19 protein-coding genes are annotated in these 20260 nt (G+C 73.7%); 11 read left to right on the top strand and 8 right to left on the bottom strand.

Annotated features, from left to right (window positions below):
* From HGB54_RS09870 to HGB54_RS09855, 4 genes are read right to left on the bottom strand one after another with little or no spacing between them, the layout of a single operon-like run.
* Entirely contained in the window at positions 1–957 is a 957-nt protein-coding gene (locus tag HGB54_RS09870; protein ID WP_168916272.1) for an AAA family ATPase, read from the bottom strand.
* The gene (locus HGB54_RS09865; protein WP_168916271.1) at positions 954–2264 is read right to left on the bottom strand and encodes a DUF4350 domain-containing protein; all 1311 of its coding nucleotides are present in this window, start codon (positions 2262–2264) and stop codon (positions 954–956) included. Before HGB54_RS09865 ends, HGB54_RS09870 begins: the two co-directional genes overlap by 4 nt.
* Complete coding sequence (locus HGB54_RS09860; RefSeq protein WP_168916270.1) at positions 2261–2962, bottom strand: DUF4129 domain-containing protein; 702 nt, start codon at positions 2960–2962, stop codon at positions 2261–2263. Before HGB54_RS09860 ends, HGB54_RS09865 begins: the two co-directional genes overlap by 4 nt.
* Complete coding sequence (locus HGB54_RS09855) at positions 2959–4143, bottom strand: glycerophosphoryl diester phosphodiesterase membrane domain-containing protein (RefSeq protein ID WP_168916269.1); 1185 nt, start codon at positions 4141–4143, stop codon at positions 2959–2961. Before HGB54_RS09855 ends, HGB54_RS09860 begins: the two co-directional genes overlap by 4 nt.
* Positions 4144–4265: 122 nt before the next feature.
* On the opposite strand from HGB54_RS09855, the gene mtrA reads away from it, so the two are divergent.
* From mtrA to secA, 6 genes are all read left to right on the top strand, one after another.
* Complete coding sequence (gene mtrA, locus HGB54_RS09850) at positions 4266–4946, top strand: MtrAB system response regulator MtrA (protein ID WP_168916268.1); 681 nt, start codon at positions 4266–4268, stop codon at positions 4944–4946.
* A 4-nt stretch (positions 4947–4950) separates the two neighbouring features.
* The gene (gene mtrB / locus HGB54_RS09845) at positions 4951–6588 is read left to right on the top strand and encodes an MtrAB system histidine kinase MtrB (protein WP_168916267.1); all 1638 of its coding nucleotides are present in this window, start codon (positions 4951–4953) and stop codon (positions 6586–6588) included.
* Positions 6581–8305, top strand: a complete 1725-nt coding sequence (locus tag HGB54_RS09840; RefSeq protein ID WP_168916266.1) for an LpqB family beta-propeller domain-containing protein — start codon at positions 6581–6583, stop codon at positions 8303–8305. Before mtrB ends, HGB54_RS09840 begins: the two co-directional genes overlap by 8 nt.
* Before the next feature lie 92 nt (positions 8306–8397).
* Positions 8398–9213: a ComF family protein gene (locus HGB54_RS09835; RefSeq protein WP_168916265.1), complete on the top strand. Its 816-nt coding sequence runs from the start codon at positions 8398–8400 to the stop codon at positions 9211–9213.
* A gap of 69 nt (positions 9214–9282) precedes the next feature.
* Entirely contained in the window at positions 9283–9954 is a 672-nt protein-coding gene (hpf, locus tag HGB54_RS09830) for a ribosome hibernation-promoting factor, HPF/YfiA family (RefSeq protein ID WP_168916264.1), read from the top strand.
* Positions 9955–10216: 262 nt separating this feature from the next.
* Positions 10217–13030 (top strand): preprotein translocase subunit SecA, encoded by a 2814-nt coding sequence (gene secA / locus HGB54_RS09825; protein ID WP_168916263.1) that lies wholly within the window; start codon positions 10217–10219, stop codon positions 13028–13030.
* Between the two features lie 76 nt (positions 13031–13106).
* Here secA and HGB54_RS09820 read toward each other — a convergent pair whose 3' ends face one another.
* Entirely contained in the window at positions 13107–13616 is a 510-nt protein-coding gene (locus HGB54_RS09820; RefSeq protein ID WP_228545782.1) for an Rv3235 family protein, read from the bottom strand.
* Positions 13617–13803: 187 nt separating this feature from the next.
* On the opposite strand from HGB54_RS09820, the gene HGB54_RS09815 reads away from it, so the two are divergent.
* Positions 13804–14385: a hypothetical protein gene (locus HGB54_RS09815; RefSeq protein ID WP_168916262.1), complete on the top strand. Its 582-nt coding sequence runs from the start codon at positions 13804–13806 to the stop codon at positions 14383–14385.
* A gap of 26 nt (positions 14386–14411) precedes the next feature.
* On the opposite strand, the gene HGB54_RS09810 is transcribed toward HGB54_RS09815, so the two are convergent.
* Positions 14412–14705, bottom strand: coding sequence for a helix-turn-helix domain-containing protein (locus HGB54_RS09810; RefSeq protein ID WP_168916261.1), 294 nt, complete (start codon positions 14703–14705; stop codon positions 14412–14414).
* 153 nt (positions 14706–14858) lie between these two features.
* Between HGB54_RS09810 and HGB54_RS09805 the strand changes: the two genes are divergently transcribed.
* The 3 genes from HGB54_RS09805 to HGB54_RS09795 are packed head-to-tail and all read left to right on the top strand — an operon-like array spanning position 14859 to position 18641.
* Positions 14859–15500 carry a CpaB family protein gene (locus HGB54_RS09805; RefSeq protein WP_168916260.1) on the top strand — a complete coding sequence of 214 codons (642 nt, stop codon included), beginning with the start codon at positions 14859–14861 and terminating at the stop codon, positions 15498–15500.
* Between the two features lie 3 nt (positions 15501–15503).
* Positions 15504–17132: an AAA family ATPase gene (locus tag HGB54_RS09800; RefSeq protein WP_168916259.1), complete on the top strand. Its 1629-nt coding sequence runs from the start codon at positions 15504–15506 to the stop codon at positions 17130–17132.
* Between the two features lie 9 nt (positions 17133–17141).
* Complete coding sequence (locus HGB54_RS09795; RefSeq protein WP_168916258.1) at positions 17142–18641, top strand: sensor histidine kinase; 1500 nt, start codon at positions 17142–17144, stop codon at positions 18639–18641.
* A 146-nt stretch (positions 18642–18787) separates the two neighbouring features.
* Here the strand turns inward: HGB54_RS09795 and HGB54_RS09790 are convergent, their stop codons facing one another.
* Positions 18788–19036 carry a WhiB family transcriptional regulator gene (locus HGB54_RS09790; RefSeq protein WP_055859575.1) on the bottom strand — a complete coding sequence of 83 codons (249 nt, stop codon included), beginning with the start codon at positions 19034–19036 and terminating at the stop codon, positions 18788–18790.
* Positions 19037–19249: 213 nt separating this feature from the next.
* Here HGB54_RS09790 and HGB54_RS09785 point away from each other — a divergent pair, with 213 nt between their 5' ends.
* Complete coding sequence (locus HGB54_RS09785; protein WP_168916257.1) at positions 19250–19669, top strand: hypothetical protein; 420 nt, start codon at positions 19250–19252, stop codon at positions 19667–19669.
* A gap of 27 nt (positions 19670–19696) precedes the next feature.
* On the opposite strand, the gene bcp is transcribed toward HGB54_RS09785, so the two are convergent.
* Positions 19697–20173: a thioredoxin-dependent thiol peroxidase gene (gene bcp / locus HGB54_RS09780; RefSeq protein ID WP_168916256.1), complete on the bottom strand. Its 477-nt coding sequence runs from the start codon at positions 20171–20173 to the stop codon at positions 19697–19699.
* Positions 20174–20260: the final 87 nt, after the last annotated feature.

Raw genomic sequence — 20260 nt, 5'->3', positions numbered from 1 at the left:
CTACAGCGGCACCTGCACCTGCTGGACGATGGATCGGAGAATCGTGTCGGCCGAGACGCCCTCGAGCTCCGCCTCGGGCCGCAGGGCGATGCGGTGGCGCCAGACGGGCAGCAGCATCGCCTGCACGTGGTCGGGCGTGATCGCCTCGGCGCCCGAGAGCCAGGCCCAGGCCTTCGCGGCGGCGAGCAGCGCGGTGGTGCCGCGGGGGCTGACGCCGAGCTTGACGCTCGGGCTCTGCCGGGTGGCGCGGGCGAGGTCGACGACGTAGCCGAGCACCTCGGGCGTCGCGCCGACGCGGGCGACGGCCGCGCGGGCGGCCGTGATGTCGTCGGCGCCGAGCACCGCGGTCACGCCGGCGCCGCCGAGGTCGCGCGGGTTGAAGCCGTCGGCGTGCCGCTGCAGCACCTCGACCTCGTCGTCGCGCGCGGGCAGGTCGAGCACGAGCTTGAGCAGGAACCGGTCGAGCTGCGCCTCGGGCAGCTGGTACGTGCCCTCGTACTCGACGGGGTTCTGCGTCGCGGCGACCATGAAGGGGTGCGGCAGCGCGTGCGTGGTGCCGTCGACGCTGACCTGGCGCTCCTCCATCGCCTCGAGCAGCGAGGACTGCGTCTTCGGCGGTGTGCGGTTGATCTCGTCGGCGAGCAGTATGTTCGTGAACACCGGCCCGGCGCGGAACTCGAAGTCGCCGGCCTTGGCGTCGTAGACGACCGAGCCGGTGACGTCGCCCGGCATGAGGTCGGGCGTGAACTGCACGCGGGTCGTGCGCAGGCTCAGCGACTGGCTGAGCGAGCGCACGAGCAGGGTCTTCGCCACCCCCGGCACGCCCTCCAGCAGCACGTGGCCGCCGGCCAGCAGGGCCACGATGAGCCCGCTCACGGCGGCGTCCTGCGCCACCACGGCCTTGCCCACCTCGGTGCGCACACGGGCGAAGGATGCTCGCAGCTCGGTATCCGTCATCGGTCCATTCTCCTGGTCGGGTCGGGGTCGGTCGTGCCGCTCGAGGGCGGGGCGGCGGATCCGGGGGCGGCGCCGTCGAGGCCCACGCGGCGGTGCACCTCGGCCTCGAGCGCGGCGAGGGCGTCGGAGAGGTCGACGAGCTCGCGGTCGGTCTCGGGCTCGCGGTCGACGAGCAGCGTGCGCAGGGCATCCCGCGGCCGCCCGGTGGCGGCGGTGATCGACGCGATGATCTCGTCGATGCCCGCGGCGGGGCCGAGTCCGAGGCTCTCGCCGAGGCGGCGCAGAGTGCCGAGGCGCAGCGCGTCGAGGGCGCGCAGACGGGCGCCGGCCCGGGCGTAGAGGCGCGCGCGGCCCTCCATCGTCTCGGTCGTGCGCACGACCACGGGCAGGTTCTCGATGACGACCGGGCCGAGGCGGCGCCCGCGCCAGACGGCGGCGGCGAGCCCGACCGTGAGGGCGAGCCAGGCGAGCGGGTTCACCCAGCCGGGCGTGAGCTCGGCGATCGTCGAGACGCCCGGATCGGCGTCGGCGGCGGTGCCGACCCACCAGACGAGGCGGGGATGCTCACCGAGCAGCCCGAGCGCGAGGGCCGCGTTGCCCTGCCGCGCGACGGAGTCGTTCTGCAGCAGCGTCGCGCCGCCGAGCACGCTCACCACGGCGTCGTCCGGCGCATCGCCGCCGGCGGCAGGCACGGTGACGAGCATCGCGCCGCCCTCGCCGTCGAAGCAGACCGCGGCGGCGCCGGCGACGCTGTCGTACCCGGCACCCGTGCCCTCCACGGTGCCGGAGCGCTCCGCGAGCTCCTCGGCGCAGCCCGCCTCGCGCGCGCCGTCGACGAGGTCGACCGGGAACACGTCGGGGGCCAGCGCCTCGAGCGCGGCCGGGCCGGGCTCGACGAGGACGAGGCGGGCGGCCGCGCCGTCGAGGCGGGCCCAGGCGGCGGGGTCGACGAGGCCGAGCGGATCGGCGGCGAGGATCGTCGTCGCCGCCGGATCGTCGACGGCGTCGAGCGCGCCGTCGAGCGAGTCGCGCACGACGACGTCGACGCCCTGGTCGCGCAGCACCTCGACGAGGGCGCGCGAGCCGGCGGGGGCCGCCTCGTCGGCGCCGAAGCGGTCGGCCTCGGCGGTCGCGCCCGTGAGCGCCATCATGCCGAGCCCGAGAACGATCAGGGCGAGGACCGCGACGACCCAGAAGACGCTGCGGCGCAGACTGCGGCCGAGGGTGGGGGTGACGATCGACTCCGCGGCGGCGCGGCGGGCGGCCCCGCGGCCGACCGGCGGGGCGGTGCGCGCCGGCGCGGTCATGAGGGGGCTCCGGCCCGCGAGGGCGCGGGGGAGGAGGCCGTGCCGGCGGGGGAGCCCGGCGCGCCGGCGGACGGCAGGATCGGCTGGGCCTGCTGCAGGCGCTCGTCGAGCATCCGCAGCGCCTCGTAGGCCGCCTGATCGCCGTCGCGCCCCTGGTAGCGCACGCCGTCGAAGGCGTCGGCCCCCGTGTCGAGGGCCTCGCGCTCGGCGGGGAAGGCGCGCGCCGCCTGGCGGGCCGCCTCGTGCGCGGTCGTGCCGGGCAGGACGGCGAGCAGCGTGCGCTCGTCGAGGGAGCGGGCGAGGGCGCGGAACCGCTCCGCGATCGCGAGCGCCCAATCGCCGCGGGCGGCGGCGGCGGCGGATGCCCGGCGCAGCTCCTTCACCGAGCGGCGGTCGCTCTCGCCGAACAGCTCGCCCGCGGCCCGGGAGCGCGTGCGCCGGCGCGGCAGGCCGTAGACCAGGATCGCCACGAGCACCGCGAGGGCGACGAGCACCCCGCCGATGACGAGCGCGAGCACGGGCGGGCCCTCGCCGGGCGCGAACTGCAGGCTCTGGAACCACTCGAGCGCCGCCTGCGAGAGCAGGTCGAACCAGGTGGGCTGCGCGGCGGCGTAGGCGGGATCGGCGAGCTCGTCGAGCAGCAGCTCCTGCGCGTCGGGCGCGGTCGGCTCGACCGGGGCGAAGGCGCCCGGTCTCACGCGACCGTGCCGGTGACGGGCGGGGAGAACGAGGACGAAGGAGAGCCGGGCACGAGCGCCGCGCGCTCGTGGTACGGGTCGGGGCCCTCGCGGCCGGCGGCGCGCTCCTCGACGAAGCGCTGCAGGTCGAGGTCGAGGCCCTCATCGCGCATGCGGGCGTCGACGTAGACGAGGGCGGTCGCCGCGGAGAGCAGCACCGCGCCGATCGCGCCGACGACGACGGAGACGATGATGGTGACGACGTAGAGCACGCCGACCGCCACGAGGGCGGTCGTCTCGTCCTGGGCGGGGTTGAGCAGGCCGATGCCGAGGGCGGCGGCGAGGGTGAAGGGCGTCGCCACGGCGCTCGAAGCCGCCTGCACGATGACCGTGATGAGCGCCAGGATGCCGAAGGTGCGCCAGAAGCGGCCGGCGGTCAACCGCCAGCTGCGGGCGATGGAGGCCCGCACGGGGAGGCGCTCGAGCACGATGGCCGTGGGCACGAGCGCGGTCTTGATGCCGATCCAGATCGCGAGGACGAGCAGCCCCAGGCCGCCGCCGATGCCGAGGATCACCGCCGCGACGAGGCCCGCCTCCTGGCCGACGGCGACGAGCAGGGTGATGACCGCGATGAGCGCGACGAAGGCGGCGACGAGCGCGAGCGAGAGCAGAACCGTCCAGCCGATGAGGGCGCCCCAGCGGCCGCGACCGCGCTGGAACAGCTCGCGCATGCGGAGCTTCTCGCCGAGGGTGGCGCGCGAGACCTCGAGCACGATGAGCCCCTGCAGCAGCGCCGAGGCGACGAGCGAGAGCGCGACGGCGACGAGGGTCGACACGATCAGCAGCGCGCCGTTGCCGATCTGGATGGCCTCGCTGTCCTCCGCGGTGGCGCGCAGCTCGCGGTCGAGGCCCCAGAAGGTGGCGCCGAAGACGAGCCCGACCGAGATCAGCTGCACGAGCCCGACGAGCAGCAGGGCGGCGCCGAAGGTCGGGCGCGGGTTGCGGCGCAGCACCTGGAAGGTCGCGCCGAACAGGGTGCCGAAGCCGAGCGGCCGCAGCGGCACGAGCCCGGGCTTGGGCGGCGGGGCCCAGCCGGCCTGCGGAGCGCCGGCGCCCGCGGATCCGGGGGCGGGGGCGGGATGCTCCCACGGGGTCGCTGCCGCCCCTCCACCGGGCGCCTGCCACGGGGGGAGATCGGTCATTCGCTCATCCTCATCATCCGTCGCGGCGTCCTCGGAAGGTATGGTGTCACACTCGTCTAGGCTGGAGCGAACACTCCTCGGGAACGCCCGGCGACGACGCCGAGCCAGGCGGAAGGATCACGATGACCGCGCGCATCCTCGTCGTCGACGACGACATGGCACTGGCCGAGATGATCGGCATCGTGCTGCGCGGCGAGGGGTACGAGCCCTCCTTCTCGCACGACGGGCTCGACGCCGTCGAGGCCTTCGAGCGCGTGAACCCCGACCTCGTGCTGCTCGACCTCATGCTGCCCGGGCAGGACGGCATCGCGGTCTGCCGGTCGATCCGCGCCTCGAGCGGCGTACCCATCATCATGCTCACCGCGAAGAGCGACACCTCCGACGTCGTGCAGGGGCTCGAGAGCGGCGCCGACGACTACGTGGTGAAGCCCTTCAACCCGAAGGAGCTCGTCGCCCGCATCAAGACGCGGTTGCGGCCGAGCCCCGATTCCGGCGTCTCGACGATGCCGGTCGGCGATCTCGTCATCGACGTCACCGGCCACGAGGTGCGCCGCGGCGACACGACCATCGCCCTGACACCGCTCGAGTTCGACCTGCTTCTCGCGCTCGCGGCCAAGCCCAACCAGGTCTTCACGCGCGAGATGCTGCTCGAGCAGGTCTGGGGCTACCAGTACAAGGCCGACACCCGTCTGGTGAACGTGCACGTGCAGCGCCTGCGGGCGAAGGTCGAGCTCGACCCCGACAACCCCCGCATCGTCATGACCGTGCGCGGCGTCGGCTACCGGGCCGGGGCGCCCTCCTGAGCCGATGACCGCCCTCGACTGGCGCGCCTGGCTGCAGCGGGGTCTGAACCTCTGGCGCTCCTCGCTGCAGCTGCGCACGGTCGCGATCACCGTCGCCCTCACGACCGTCGCGGTGACGATCATCTCCGGTTACATGTCGATCTCGATCGCCACGAACCTCTACGAGGCGCGCAAGCAGCAGGTGCTCGCCGAGGCGCGGCAGGCGACCGCGAACGCGCAGCACCTCTTCGACAACGCGGTCACGCCGACCGGCGCGATCGACCTCGACGCCGCCAACTCGACGGCGCAGACGACCGTGCTCGCCGCGCAGTCCAACCCGGGCGGCACCGAGTACGCCATCCGGCGCACCGAGGGGCAGTCGACCGCCCAGGTGCTGCTGCCGACCGCCACCAGCGATTTCGACAGCGCGACCATCAGCGACGAGCTCGCGGCCGCCGTCGCCGCCGACGACGGGCGCGTGCACTCGCAGGCCGTCGAGATCACGACGCCCGACGGGGCGACGACCCCCGGCATCGCCGTCGGCGGTGCGATCGAGGTGCCCACGGCCGGCCAGTACGAGCTCTACCTCGTCTACAACATCAGCGACGTGCAGCAGACCCTCGACTTCGTGCAGCAGACCCTGCTGCTCGGCTCGCTGCTGCTCGTGCTCACGATCGGCCTCGTCACCTACGTGGTCGTGCGCCTGGCCATCACCCCGGTGCGGATCGCCGCCGAGACGGCGGAGAAGCTCGCCGACGGGCAGCTCGAGGAGCGCATCCCCGAGAAGGGGCAGGACGTCATCGCGACCCTCGCCCGCTCCTTCAACCGCATGGCCGACAGCCTGCAGTCGCAGATCACGCAGCTCGCCGAGCTCTCGCGCGTGCAGCAGCGCTTCGTCAGCGACGTGAGCCACGAGCTGCGCACGCCGCTCACCACGATCCGGCTCGCCGGCGACGTGCTGTTCGACCAGCGCGCCGATTTCGCGCCGTCCACCGCGCGCACGGCCGAGCTGCTGCGCACCCAGGTCGAGCGCTTCGAGTCGATGCTCGCCGACCTGCTCGAGATGAGCCGCTTCGACGCCGGCGCCGTGCAGCTCGACACCGAGCCGACGAACCTCGTGCGCCTCGTCGAGGACAGCCTCGAGGCGATCCGCCCGATCGCCGACGAGAAGGGCAGCGAGCTGCGACTGGTCGCGCCCGGCGGCTACTTCGAGGCCGATGTGGATGCCCGCCGCATCCGCCGCATCCTGCAGAACCTCCTCGGCAACGCCGTCGACCACGGCGAGGGCCGGCCGCTCGTCGTGCACGTCGACTCCGATGCCGATGCCGTCGCGATCGCCGTGCGCGACTACGGCGTGGGCATGACCCCCGCCCAGCTCGAGCGCGTCTTCGACCGCTTCTGGCGCGCCGACCCCTCGCGGCAGCGCAGCACCGGTGGCACGGGCCTCGGGCTCGCGATCGCGACGGAGGACACGGTGCTGCACGCGGGCGTGCTCGACGTCTGGTCGATCCCGGGGGAGGGCACCTGCTTCCGGCTCACCCTGCCGCGCCGGGCCGGCGGCGAGGTGCGGTCGTTCCCGCTCGACCTGCCGCCCGCCGAGCCGCTCGACTCGGGCGTCATCGAGACGAGCCCGCTGCTGAGCGCGGGGGTCGACGATGACTGAGCCGAGGGGCGCGGGCCGCACGACCGGCTGGCGCGCGCGCATCCTGGCCCTGCTCGCGGTGCCGCTGCTGCTCGTCGCCTGCGTGCAGGTGCCGGGCAGCGGACCGGTCGAGGCGGGCGACGAGATCGCCGGTGCGGCCGACGCCGATGCCGACTTCCTCTTCGTGCCCGACGGCCCGAGCGCCGGCGCCTCGCAGGAGGAGGTCCTGCGGGGGTTCCTCGCGGCGGCCGCGGGCGCGCAGAACAACTACCGCATCGCCCGCTCCTTCCTCGTCGACGAGACGGCGACGGCCTGGAACCCGCAGGCCTCCACGCTCGTGCGCAGCCGCGAGGGCACGATCACCCGCGACGACGACGACACCCTGCGCTACGCGGCGCCGATCATCGCGGCGGTCGACGCCTTCGGCCGCTACAGCTCGGCGGAGGGCGGGGTGCAGGAGCTCGAGCCCTTCGACTTCGTCGAGGTCGACGGCGAATGGCGCATCTCGGCCCTCGGCGACGGCATCCTGCTCTCGCAGCAGGCGTTCCCGGGCGCCTTCAGCCAGCACACGCTGCACTGGTTCGACCCCGTCTTCGCGAACCTCGTGCCCGAGCTGCGCTGGTTCCCCTCCCGCTCGGAGGTCGAGACCTCGATCGTGCAGGCCCTGCTCGACGTGCCCTCGCCGTGGCTCGAGGGGGCGGTGGTCTCCGCCGTTCCCGAGGGTGCCCAGTTGGGGCTCACGACGGTCGAGGTCACCGACGGCATCGCGCGCGTCGACCTCACCGAGGAGGTGCTCGCGCTCACCAACGACGCCCGGCAGCGGCTGCGGCAGCAGCTCACCGCCAGCCTGCGCACGGTGAGCGGCATCGCGAGCGTGCAGATCACGGTGGATCAGAACCCGATCGCCATCCTCGGCGACCCGGCGGCGGGCCCCGCGGTGGTGCCCCAGGTGGATGCCCGGCTGCTGCTGCGCAACGAGGACGACTTCGGCTTCGCGGGCGGCGGCGGGCTCGACGCGCTGCCGGGCATCACGACCGCCGTCATCGAGCAGGAGGCCGACGCGGTCGCGTTCTCGTACGATGGCCGGCTCGCGGCGATCCGCACCGCGGCCGGGGTCAGCGCGCTGCGCGAGGGCTCCGACGAGGCGGTGCTCATCGACGCCCGCCCCGGCCAGATCGAGCCCGCCATCGACGGCTTCGGCGTGATCTGGTCGGCCTCGGCGGACGCCGCGGCCTCCTCGCCCGGCGCGCTGCGGGTCTCGCTCATCGACGGCTCGGCGCAGGGCGTCGAGACGGGGCTCGGCGCGGGCGACCGCCTCGTCGCGCTCGCCGTCGCCCGCGACGACGCGCGCGTGCTCCTGCTCCTCGACGGCAGCACGGGCCCGCGGCTGGTCGTCGCCGCGGTCATCCGCGACGAGGCCACCGGGCTCCCGCTGCGCCTGGGCCCCTTCGAGACGCTGCCGATCGTCGAGGGAGCGCCGATCGACGCGGCCTGGGTCGACCCGGTGCGGGTCGCGGCGATCGTCGACGCGGACGAGTCGGCCTTCGTGCAGCTGCTCGAGATCGGCGGGCGAAGCCGTTCGCTCGGCCGCCCCACCGATGCGGTGCAGATCGTCGGCGGCAACAACGGCGTCGACGGCCTACGCGTGCTCGACTCGGCGGGGCTGGTGCTCGAGCCGTGCGGCAGCGGCTGGCAGCCGACGGGGCGGCAGGCCGTGTTCCTCGGCGTGCAGCAGTAGCGCGGCTCCTCCCCAGCGCGGGGGCTGCGGCGCTCGCCGCAACCGGGGTGCGGTCGAGCAGCCGTGCGGCGCGGTTCGGGCATCCTCACGGCGTGACCGGCTGGGTGCGCGCGCTCCGCGAGGCGGTGCTCGACGCCTCGGCGCTCGTCGCGCCCGTCGACTGCGCGGGATGCTCCGCCCCCGACCGCGCCCTCTGCCCCGCCTGCCGTGCCGCGCTGCACCCGAGCCCGCGCAGCGCCGTGCTGCGCGCACCGGCAGGCGCGCCGCCGCTGCCGGTGGTCGCGGGGCTCGCCTACGAGGGGGTCGCCCGGGCGGCGATCCTCGCCCTCAAGCAGGAGGGGCGCACCGAGCTCGCCCGCACCCTCGCCCCGGCGCTGCTCGTGGCGGCCGACCGCGGCTGGGCCGCGTTCGGCCGGGCCGACGCCCTGCTCGTGCCCGTCCCCGGCTCGCCCGAGGCCGCGCGGCAGCGCGGGTTCCACCCCGCCGCGCTCCTCGCGCGCCGGGCCGGGCTCGCGCCCCGGCCGCTGCTGCGCCTCGCCGACGCGGGCGACGGCCCGCAGAAGGGCCGCGCGCTCGCCGAGCGGCTCGACGCCGATCGCCGCATCTCGACCGGGCGCCGGCTCGACGGGTGCGCGGTCGTCCTGCTCGACGACGTGGTGACGAGCGGCGCGACGCTGCTCGCGGCCGCCGCCGCCCTGCGCGGGGCCGGGGCGCTCGTGCTCGGCGCGGTGGCGCTCGCCGCGACGCCCCGGCGGGTCGGCAGCGCCGCGGTCGAGTGGTCGACGGGGCCCGCGGCGGGCATCCCGAGCGCCCCGCCGTCGAGCGCGGCGATTCCCAGCGGATCCCGAACGGATGCTTCGCGGATGCGGATGGGGGAGCCGCTGACACACGCGCCTCCGGGGGACTAGCGTGAGGTCATGGAGGGCGTGAACACCGCCTGAACCGCAGGCGGCACGACCCCCTCTCAGGAGGTCGACGTGGATATCACCATCACCGGACGCAACATCGGCATCACCGACCGGTTCCGTGACTACGCCACCGAGAAGGCGGAGAAGGTCACCCACCTCGCCGAGCGCGCGCTGTCGCTCGAGATCAAGGTCTCGCGGCACCACGAGAAGAACGGCCACAGCGGCGACGACCGCGTCGAGATGACGCTCATCGGCCCCGGCCCGGTCGTGCGCGCCGAGTCGGCCGGCAGTGACAAGTACGTCGCCTTCGACCTCGCCATCGACAAGCTCCTGGAACGGCTGCGACGAGCGAAGGACAAGAAGAAGGTGCATCGCGGCCAGCATCGCCCGGTCTCGCTGCGCGAGGCCTCGGCCGACGGGTTCAGCGTCGTCGACATCACGCCCGCCGATCCCGACGTCATCGCCCGCGTGGCGACCGGCTCCGTCCCCGTGCAGGAGGAGCCGACGGAGGAGGAGGCCTACACGCCCGTCGTCGTGCGCCAGAAGGTGTTCCCGGCCGTGTCGATGACGGTCGACGAGGCCGTCGACCAGCTCGAGCTCGTCGGCCACGACTTCTTCCTCTTCATCGACGCCGAGACCGACCGCCCGAGCGTCGTCTACCGCCGCACCGGCTGGAACTACGGCGTCATCGGCCTCGAGGAGGAGCAGGAGGCCCCCGTCACGGCGGGCCGCCGCCGCTGACCGCCGTCCGATCTCCCGCCTGAGCCCCGGTTCGGGATGCCCGGCTCGCGCCGGTGCCGCGCGCAGCGGCACCGGCGCGAGCCGCATCCGGTCGCCCGCCCCCGCCCTGCCCGCACGGCGTCGCCGCACTCCGCTCCTCTATAGGCGCAGTTGCTAGCATGGGCCCGCCGCATCGAGCGGTGCACCGGCGTGCGGCGGCATCGCCGCCGGTCGCGACACGAGTGGGAGCCCGACGCGGCTCCCGACGAGCGGAGTTACCAACGTGGCGAATGTTCTCGAGCGCGTCCTGCGCGTCGGCGAAGGCCGGATCCTGCGCAGGCTGAAGGCGTACGCGGAGGCGATCAACCAGCTGGAGGACGACTTCACCGACCTCACCGACGAGGAGCTGAAGAACGAGACCGCCGAGCTGCGCGAGCGCTACGGCAACGGCGAATCGCTCGACGATCTGCTGCCCGAGGCCTTCGCGGCCGTGCGCGAGGCGTCGAAGCGCACCCTCGGCATGCGGCACTTCGACGTGCAGCTCATGGGCGGCGCGGCCCTGCACCTCGGCAACATCGCCGAGATGAAGACCGGTGAGGGCAAGACCCTCGTCGCGACGCTCGCCGCCTACCTCAACGCCATCCCCGCGCGCGGCGTGCACGTCATCACGGTCAACGACTACCTCGCCAGCTACCAGTCCGAGCTCATGGGGCGCATCTTCCGCACCCTCGGCATGACGACGGGCTGCATCCTCTCGGGCCAGACGCCCGAGGTGCGCCGCCAGCAGTACGCCTGCGACATCACCTACGGCACGAACAACGAGTTCGGCTTCGACTACCTGCGCGACAACATGGCGTGGCAGTCGAGCGACATGGTGCAGCGCGGCCACTTCTTCGCCGTCGTCGACGAGGTCGACTCGATCCTCATCGACGAGGCCCGCACCCCGCTCATCATCTCCGGCCCGTCCTCGGGCGAGGCCAACCGCTGGTTCAGCGAGTTCGCCCGCATCGCGACGCGCCTCGTGCCGGGGGAGGACTTCGAGGTCGACGAGAAGAAGCGCACCGTCGGCGTGCTCGAGCCCGGCATCGAGAAGGTCGAGGATCACCTCGGCATCGACAACCTCTACGAGTCGGCCAACACCCCGCTCATCTCCTTCCTCAACAACTCGATCAAGGCCGCCGCGCTGTTCAAGCGCGACAAGGACTACGTCGTCATGAACGGCGAGGTGCTCATCGTCGACGAGCACACCGGCCGCATCCTCGCCGGCCGTCGCTACAACGAGGGCATCCACCAGGCGATCGAGGCGAAGGAGGGCGTGACGGTCAAGGCCGAGAACCAGACGCTCGCCACGGTCACGCTGCAGAACTACTTCCGCCTGTACTCCAAGATCTCGGGCATGACCGGTACCGCCGAGACCGAGGCGGCCGAGTTCATGAGCACCTACAAGCTCGGCGTCGTCCCCATCCCGACGAACAAGCCGATGAAGCGCATCGACCAGTCCGACCTCGTCTACAAGAACGAGCAGTCGAAGTTCGAGCAGGTCGTCGAGGACATCGTCGAGCGCCACGCGAAGGGCCAGCCCGTCCTCGTCGGCACGACGAGCGTCGAGAAGAGCGAGCTGCTCTCGCGCATGCTCGCCAAGCGCGGCGTGCGCCACGAGGTGCTCAACGCCAAGAACCACGCCCGCGAGGCCGCGATCATCGCGCAGGCGGGCCGGCACGGCTCGGTCACGGTCGCCACCAACATGGCCGGCCGCGGCACCGACATCATGCTCGGCGGCAACGCCGAGTTCCTCGCCGTCACCGAGATGAACGCCAAGGGTCTCAGCCCCGTCGACACCCCCGAGGAGTACGAGGCCGAGTGGGATGCGGTGTTCAGCCGCGTCAAGGAGCAGGTGCAGGTCGAGGCCGATCGCGTCATCGAGGCCGGCGGCCTCTACGTGCTCGGCACAGAGCGCCACGAGTCCCGCCGCATCGACAACCAGCTGCGCGGCCGCTCGGGCCGTCAGGGCGACCCGGGCGAGAGCCGCTTCTACCTCTCGCTGCAGGACGACCTCATGCGCCTGTTCAACGCCGGCGCCGCCGAGGCCCTCATGTCGCGCTCCACCGTGCCCGACGACCTCGCCATCGAGTCGAAGGTCGTCAGCCGCGCCATCCGCTCGGCGCAGTCGCAGGTCGAGAGCCGCAACGCCGAGATCCGCAAGAACGTGCTCAAGTACGACGACGTCCTCAACCGGCAGCGCGAGGCGATCTACACCGACCGCCGCCACATCCTCGAGGGCGACGATCTGCAGGATCGCGTGCAGACCTTCCTCGAGCAGGTCATCACCGAGATCGTCGAGACCCACACGGCCGCCGGGCACTCCGACGACTGGGACTTCGAGCAGATGTGGACGGAGCTGAAGACCCTCTACCCGGTCTCGCTCACCATCGACGAGGTGCTCAGCGAGGGCGGCACGAAGATCACGCCGCAGTTCCTCGTGCGCGAGCTCGTCTCCGACGCCAAGCTCGCCTACTCCCAGCGCGAGGAGAGCCTCGGCCGCACCGCGACCCGCGAGCTCGAGCGCCGCGTCGTGCTGAGCGTCATCGACCGCCGCTGGCGCGACCACCTCTACGAGATGGACTACCTGAAGGACGGCATCGGCCTGCGCGCGATGGCGCAGCGCGACCCGCTCATCGAGTACCAGCGCGAGGGCTACGCGCTGTTCCAGTCGATGATGGGGCAGATCCGCGAGGATGCCGTCGGGTTCCTCTTCAACCTCGAGGTCGAGGTGACGGGCGGCAAGGGCACGGCGCAGGTGACGGCCAAGGGCCTCAACGCGCCGCAGACCCCGCAGAACCTCAGCTACACGGCCCCCAGCGCCGACGGCGAGGTCGAGGTGCGCAACCAGCGCGGGCAGCTGCAGCAGGCCGAGACGGCGAAGGCGCGCACTTCCGCCCCCGCCGGCACGGCCGCCGCGACGCCCGCGGGCCCGGCGGGCCGCGCTCCGGCCCGGGCCGCGAGCGGCGCGAAGGGCGCCTTCGGGCAGCGCACCGAGGGGAATGCCCCCGAGCCCGCGAACCGCGCTCAGCGCCGCGCGGGCGACAAGAAGAAGTAGCGCGCTCGATCCGCACACACGACGACGGGCCCCTGGAATCCTCCGGGGGCCCGTCGTCGTCGCGGTGCGATCGCGGCTACAGCACGTGGATGGCGCTCGCCCGCCAGCGGCGGTCGAGCCCCTCCAGGCGGATGGCGACGGCGCGCGACCGCGCCCGCGAGTTGACCACGACGACCGCCTCGATGATGCCGTCGCGCGGCTCGCAGAGCATCACGCTGCCGATCGCGAAGGCGGGGCGCACCACCGCGCGACCCCGGGCGGCGCGGGCGCGGGCACTGATGGCCTGGCGCTTGAGCAGCGTGCGGTAGACGTCGTCGGTGACCCAGCGGGCGATCTGCTCGAGCTCGCGCGCGCCGGCGAGGATCTCGACGACGAAGCGCGTGAGGTTCTCGACGAGCGGCCTCGGGTCGGGCAGGTCGGCCGTCGAGGTCGGCTGGTAGTCGAAGAACTCCTCCTGAGCGATGCGCCCGGCGACGGAGCGCGCGCTCTGCCGCGGGGGACGCGGGAGGGGATCGGCGACGCCGGGGATCGAGGCGCGGGAGACGGAGTCCGTCCTCGCGGCGGTCGCGGCGGCTGCTGCGTTCATGGTGACTCCTCATCCCTCGCGGGGTGCCATCCAGGCTCGGCGTCGGCGCCGAGCAGACCGTTACGTACACCCCCGTTCGGGGGTGGCGAGGATCACTAAAGCAGAATGATTTCTCAGTGTCCAGACCGGTGCCGGAACTGTGGAGAACAGGGGCGCGGATGTCGGCGGCGCTGGCTACCGTCGCGGCATGCGCTGGGACCACCTCTTCGACGACCTCGCCGGGCAGCTCGAGCACGAGCTGCGCGCGGAGGAGATCGACCTGCAGCACGAGGAGGAGCGGTTGCGGCTCGGGCGGCTCGAGCTGCGCGACCGCATCGCGGCGCTGCACCGCGGCCCCGCCGCCACGCGGCGGCTCTCCCTGCGTCTGCGCTCCGGCCTCCGCGTCGCGCTCACCCCCATAACGATCGGCCGCGACTGGGTCGCCGGCGACCTCGACGACCGCCCGCACCACCAGGCCATCGTGCCGCTGCCCGCGATCGAGTCGCTCATGCTCGATCGCGAGCAGGTGGTCGTCTCGCTCGAGCGCGGCCCCGAGGCGCCGCAGCTCGCGGCCCGTCTCGGGCTCGCCTTCCTGCTGCGCGACCTGTGCCGGCGCCGCGCCCCGCTCACCGTCGACACCGACGCGGGGCCCGCCTCCGGCACGATCGACCGGGTCGGCCGCGACCACCTCGATCTCGCCGTGCACGAGCTCGAGTCGCCCCGCCGCGAGAGCGCCGTCGACCACGTGCGGGTCATCCCGCTCGCGAGCGTGCTGCTCGTCCGGCTCTGACCCCACGGTCCCGCGGCCGCGTCGGGTCAGGTCGAGGAGCCGCCGCTGCGCCGTCGCTGGTCGCCGAACAGCTCGGCGACGTCGGCGTACTCGGCCTCGTTCCACAGCGCCATGCGACGGCTCTCGTCGTACTTGTCCGCGATGAACGACTCGAGCACCGCGTGCTCGACCCGCCACTGCCCGATGGCGCCGAGCCGGATCGCCGGCAGCTCGCCCGAGCGCACGAGCGCGAGCACCTCGGCGGCGTTGAGGCTGAGCACCTCGGCCACGTCGGTGAGCGTCAGGAAGCGGCCCAGGGCGTCCGCTGTCGGCTCGGTCATGCAACGAGTATGACCGCGCCCTCCGACCGCGTCACGGAATGTGGATAACTCGCCGCCGCGCGCGGCCTCGGCGTTCACTATCGGTCGCGTCACCGGGGCTCGACCGCCGTGCCCCGGCCCGCACATCCGGCCATCGCCCGACGAGGAGCACCCATGCCTTCGCGCCCCGCAGACCCCGCAGCACCCGCCCGCCGTCGCGGCACCGATCCGCGCCTGGCCATCGGCATCGCGCTCGTGATCGGCTCGATCGCGGCCGTCGTCGGCATCGTCGCCGTGAGCGACGAGGGCGTCGACGTGTACGCGGCCCCGGAGCTGCTGACGGCGGGGGAGCGGGTCACGGCCGACGACCTCGAGCTGCGCCGCGTCGCCCTGGGCGCCGAGGTGGGCAGCTACCTCACGGCGGAGGACATGCCGGAGGACGGCGTCGTGGTCTCGCGCACCGTCGGCGAGGGCGAGCTCGTGCCGCGCGGCGCGGTCGGCGACGCCCGCGGGCCCGGGTCGACGACCGTGGTCGTCGCGCTCACCACCCCGCTCGGCGCGACGGTGCGGCCCGGCGACACCCTCGACCTGTGGTCGTCGGCGCAGGAGGAGGCGGGGCGCTTCGGCGCCCCCGCCGTCATCGCCTCCGAGGCGCAGCTGGTGCGCGAGATCGCCGACGACGGCATCGTCGCGGGGGCGGAGGAGGCGCGCGTCGAGCTGCTCGTGGCGCGCCGCGACGTCGCGCGCATCCTCGGCGCCCTGGCCAACGGCGACGCGCTCGCGGCGGTGCCGACGGCGCTCGCGATCGGCGGCTGAGCCGTGCGCATCGCCCTCGCCCTCCCCGGGATCGACGCCGACCAGGTCGAGCTCGAGCTGCTGCGCGCCGGCCACCGCATCGCGTGGCGCGCGATCGACCGCGAGGAGCTGCTGCGCCAGCTCGCCGAGGATGCGCCCGACGTCGTGCTCGTGGCCGACGACCCGGCGGTCGCGACCCTCGACGTCGTCGGCGCGGGCGATCTGCTCGGCGTGCGCACCTGCCTCGTGCGCGCCGACGACGCGGCCTCGGCATCGGCGCGGCTGCTCGGCGTGCACGACGTGCTGCGGGCGGTGCCGGGGCGCCCCGTCGATCTCTCGGTGCTGCGGGCCCCGTTCGACGCGCTCGACGGCGGCATCGACGAGGCGGCCGCGCCGCGACTGCGGGATGCTCCCGGCGGGCCGCCCGCCGGCTCCGAGCCGAGCGGCGCCGCGACCCCCGGGCCGTGGCCGCTCGGGCCCAGCGCCGGCGGCGACGATCCGGCACCCTCCGACCCCGGGGCGGCGCCGGCGCGGCGTCGGGCGGGGCGCGACCCGGCCGCCGCCGCCCGCGGTGACGCGGCCTCGGCCGGAGGGGGGCGCGCGCCGGGCATCCGTCGCCCGTGGGGTCGCTCGCCGCGCCGTCGCGGGGGCGCGGCGACCCCACCGACCTCGACGGAGTCGACGCCGGCCCCGGCCCCGTCCGCCGCGCCCGCCGCCTCGGTCGATCCGCGGCGTCCCGGTCGGGCCGCGGAGCCGCCGCCGTCCGAGCCCGCGACCGAGCCCGCCCCCTCGACCCCGGCCCACCGCGTCATCGCCGTGTGGGGTCCGGCCGGCGCCCCCGGGCGCACGCTCATCGCCACGACCCTCGCCGCCGAGCTGGCCGCGCGCGGCCTGCACGTGTGCCTCGTCGACGCCGACACCTACGGCGGCACGATCGCGCCGAGCCTGGGCCTGCTCGACGAGGCGCCCGGCTTCGCCGCGGCCTGCCGGCTCGCCGCCTCCGACGCGCTCGACGCCGGGCAGCTCGACCGCGTCTCGGTCGACTACGGCGGCTCGACGGCGCCGTTCCGCGTGCTGACGGGCATCGGCCGGCCGCACCGCTGGCCCGAGCTCGCCCGCGATCGCGTCATCGGGGCGCTCGAGCAGGCGCGGCAGTGGTGCGACGTCGTCGTGGTCGACGTCGGCTTCAACCTCGAGACCGACGAGGAGCTCTCGAGCGACCTGCTCTCGCCGCGCCGCAACGCCGCGACGATCGCCGCGCTGCGCACCGCCGACGAGGTCGTCGCCGTCGGCGCCGCCGACCCCGTCGGCATCACCCGCCTGCTGCGCACGCACGCCGACCTGCTCGAGACGGTCACCGTGGAGGCGGTGCACGTCGTGGTCAACCGGGTGCGGTCGAGCGTGCTCGGCGTCGACCCCGCGGGGCAGGTGCGCCAGACGCTCGACCGCTTCGGGGGCATCCCGAACCCGCTGCTCATCCCCGATGACGCGGCCGCCGCCGATGCCGCGCTGCTGGGCGCGCGCACCGTGGTGGATGCCGCACCGCGGTCGCCGCTGCGCCAGGGCGTCGCGGCGCTCGCCGACCGGCTCGGGTACGGCGCGGCGGCCGCACCCCGCCGCAGCGCGTGGGGTCGGATGCGGCGCACGGGGTAGCCTGAGCGGGTGTCGACGCTCTCCGATCTGGTCCACGAGCACGCCTCCCTGACCGAGGCGGACATCGAGTGGCTGCACCTGCTCATCGCCGAGGGCCAGCTGCTCGCCGACCTCGCCTTCGCCGACATCGTGCTCTGGGTGCCGACCACCGGCGGCGGCTTCGTCGCCGTCGCGCACGCGCGGCCCTCGAGCTCGGCGACGCTGTTCTACCGCGACTTCGTCGGGCAGGAGATCAAGCCCGAGTGGCGCCACCAGGTGACGCAGGCCTTCGAGAGCGCCGCGATCGTCGACTCGAGCGCGCCCGACTGGTACGAGGAGACGCCCACGCGCGTGCGGGCCGTGCCCGTCGTGCGGCGGCTCTCGCCGGGGGCGAGCGCCGTGAGCGAGCATCCCATCGCCATCATCACGCGGCACACGAACCTCAGCGAGGCGCGCATGCCGAGCCGCCAGGAGCTGACGTTCAACGAGTGCGCGAACGACCTGTTCGACATGATCGCGGTCGGCGACTTCCCCGACTCGACGGCGCCGAGCGGTCCGCGCCGAGGGGCGCCGCGCGCGAGCGACGGCCTCATCCGACTCGACGTCGACGGCACCGTCACCTTCGCGAGCCCCAACGGGCTGAGCGCCTTCAACCGCATGGGCTTCGCGGGCGAGCTCGAGGGCGAGTCGCTCGCCGACGTCACGACGCGGCTGCTCACGGGCAAGCTCGTCGTCGACGAGTCGCTGCCGCTCGTCGTCACGGGGCGCGCGCCGTGGCGCACCGACATCGAGTCGCGCGGCGTGACGGTGAGCCTGCGCGCCATCCCGCTGCGGCTGCACGGCCAGCGCGTCGGCGCGGTCGTGCTCTGCCGCGACGTCACCGAGGTGCGGCACCAGGAGCGCGAGCTCATCACGAAGGACGCGACGATCCGCGAGATCCACCACCGCGTGAAGAACAACCTGCAGACGGTCGCCTCGCTGCTGCGCATCCAGGCGCGCCGCACCCACAGCGAGGGGGCGAAGGATGCCCTGACCCAGGCCATGCGCCGCGTCGCCGCGATCGCCGTCGTGCACGACACCCTCTCGGAGGGCCTCAGCCAGAACGTCGACTTCGACGAGGTCTTCGCGCGCGTGCTCATGCTCATCGCCGAGGTCGCCTCGAGCCACAACACGATCGTGCGGCCCCGCTCGACGGGCAGCTTCGGCACGCTGCCGAGCGAGTACGCCACGCCGCTCGCGCTCGCCCTCACCGAGCTCGTCACCAACGCCGTCGAGCACGGGCTGGTCGGCCGCAGCGACGGCGAGGTCGAGATCGTCTCGAGCCGCACCGACGACACGCTCGCGGTGAAGGTGCGCGACAACGGCGGCGGACTGCCCGAGGGCAAGGTCGGCTCGGGGCTCGGCACGCAGATCGTGCGCACCCTCATCCAGGGCGAGCTCGGCGGCACCATCGACTGGCACACGCTCGAGGGCGAGGGCACCGAGGTGACCATCGAGGTGCCGCTGCGCTACCTGGCGCGGCGCAGCTGATCCGCTGCGGGATGCCCGGCGCGAGCATCCCGAACTGCACTGGGGTTCACGGGCAGAGGGAACGCCCCGCCCCCGTGCGCAGAGCGCGACGGTGACGGGGCGTCGACGGTGGGCCGGAGCTCGCGAGCGAGTCGCCGGCGGCCGGCCTAGGAGGCGCGGCGGGCGCGGGCGGCGCGGCGCTTGAGGGCGCGGCGCTCGTCCTCGCTGAGGCCGCCCCAGACGCCCGAGTCCTGGTTGGTCTCGAGGGCGTACTGCAGGCAGGTCTCGGTGACCGAGCAGCGGCCGCACACGGTCTTCGCCTTCTCGATCTGGTCGACGGCGGGGCCGGTGTTGCCGACGGGGAAGAACAGTTCGGGGTCTGCGGTCAAGCAGGCAGCCTTGTCGCGCCAGTCCATGGGACATGCTCCTTGAGGGGGTCGGTGCGGCGCGTCGGTGAGGTCGGGGGACGCACCGCGTCCGCAACAGGATCGAGATGACCAGGCCGCGGAGCGAGTGGGGAATGAAGAGAATCTTCGGGATGGCCCACAGCGCTGTAGGCGGCACATCAACCTTCTATAGGCTCGCATGTAACACGTTCGAAATCAATAGGTTCGTAGGGGGCGGTTTGCGTGGCGGACACCAGGCGGACACCTCTGGTCACCCTGCTGGTCATCATCCTCGGGGCCGAATCGCTGCTCATGGCGGGTATCTCGGCCTTCCTGCTGCTCGAGTTCGTCATCGATGCGCCGCAGTTCGTCGGCACCGCCCTGTTCCTCACGGCGCTGTGCATCCTGGCCGCGGTGTGGCTCGCGATCATCACGATCGGCGCCTGGCGCGGCCGCAGCTGGACCCGCGGCGGCGCGCTCGTCTGGCAGTTCCTGCAGCTCGCCGTCGGCATCGGATCGATCCAGGGCCTCGTGCCTCGGCCCGACATCGCGAGCTGGCTCGTGCTGCCCGCGGTCGTCGCGATCGTGCTGCTGCTCACCCCCTCGGTGAGCCTGTTCCTCGCCCGCGACGACGTCGAGTACGAGGAACGGCCCGAGGAGTAGCTCCCCGGGCCGTGCTCGCGGTGCGGATCAGTCGTCGATGCCGAGCTTCTTGCGCAGGCTCGCGACGTGCCCCGTCGCCTTGACGTTGTAGAGCGGGTGCGTGATGACGCCGTCCTCGTCGATGACGAAGGTCGAACGGATGACGCCCGTGACGGTCTTGCCGTACATCGACTTCTCGCCGTAGGCGGCGTATGCCTGGTGCACGGCGAGGTCGGGGTCGCTCAGCAGCGGGAACGAGAGGTTCTCCTCCTCGGCGAACTTCTGCAGCGCCGCGCCCGAGTCCTTCGAGACGCCGAGCACCTGGTACCCGGAGGCGCCGAGCGAGTTCAGGTTGTCGCGGAAGTCGCAGGCCTGGGTCGTGCATCCGGGCGTCGAGGCGGCGGGGTAGAAGTAGAGCACGACCTTCTTGCCGGCGTAGTCGGCGAGCGAGACGGGCGCGCCGTCCTTGTCGGGCAGCGTGAAGGCGGGTGCGGGGGTGCCGGGCTCGAGGCGGGTCGCGGTCATGGGGTCTCCGATCTGCTGAGGGAGGCGGGGGCGATCGCGGCCCGCCGAACGCTGATGAGTGTATGGATGCCCGGGGCGCGACGGCTG

Origin of the sequence: Microcella flavibacter (genome assembly GCF_012530535.1) — a bacterium.
Taxonomy (GTDB): domain Bacteria; phylum Actinomycetota; class Actinomycetes; order Actinomycetales; family Microbacteriaceae; genus Microcella; species Microcella flavibacter.
This window is presented reverse-complemented; position numbering and strand designations above follow the sequence as displayed.

Bases quoted from the DNA above. Each gene is read 5' to 3' on its own strand.
- HGB54_RS09805 (WP_168916260.1), top strand. From the start codon at position 14,859: ATGCCTTCGCGCCCCGCAGACCCCGCAGCACCCGCCCGCCGTCGCGGC.
- HGB54_RS09855 (WP_168916269.1), bottom strand. From the start codon at position 4,143: ATGACCGATCTCCCCCCGTGGCAGGCGCCCGGTGGAGGGGCGGCAGCG.
- mtrB (WP_168916267.1), top strand. From the start codon at position 4,951: ATGACCGCCCTCGACTGGCGCGCCTGGCTGCAGCGGGGTCTGAACCTC.
- HGB54_RS09810 (WP_168916261.1), bottom strand. From the start codon at position 14,705: ATGACCGAGCCGACAGCGGACGCCCTGGGCCGCTTCCTGACGCTCACC.
- HGB54_RS09865 (WP_168916271.1), bottom strand. From the start codon at position 2,264: ATGACCGCGCCGGCGCGCACCGCCCCGCCGGTCGGCCGCGGGGCCGCC.
- bcp (WP_168916256.1), bottom strand. From the start codon at position 20,173: ATGACCGCGACCCGCCTCGAGCCCGGCACCCCCGCACCCGCCTTCACG.
- HGB54_RS09840 (WP_168916266.1), top strand. From the start codon at position 6,581: ATGACTGAGCCGAGGGGCGCGGGCCGCACGACCGGCTGGCGCGCGCGC.
- HGB54_RS09820 (WP_228545782.1), bottom strand. From the start codon at position 13,616: ATGAACGCAGCAGCCGCCGCGACCGCCGCGAGGACGGACTCCGTCTCC.
- mtrA (WP_168916268.1), top strand. From the start codon at position 4,266: ATGACCGCGCGCATCCTCGTCGTCGACGACGACATGGCACTGGCCGAG.
- HGB54_RS09790 (WP_055859575.1), bottom strand. From the start codon at position 19,036: ATGGACTGGCGCGACAAGGCTGCCTGCTTGACCGCAGACCCCGAACTG.
- HGB54_RS09815 (WP_168916262.1), top strand. From the start codon at position 13,804: ATGCGCTGGGACCACCTCTTCGACGACCTCGCCGGGCAGCTCGAGCAC.
- HGB54_RS09870 (WP_168916272.1), bottom strand. From the start codon at position 957: ATGACGGATACCGAGCTGCGAGCATCCTTCGCCCGTGTGCGCACCGAG.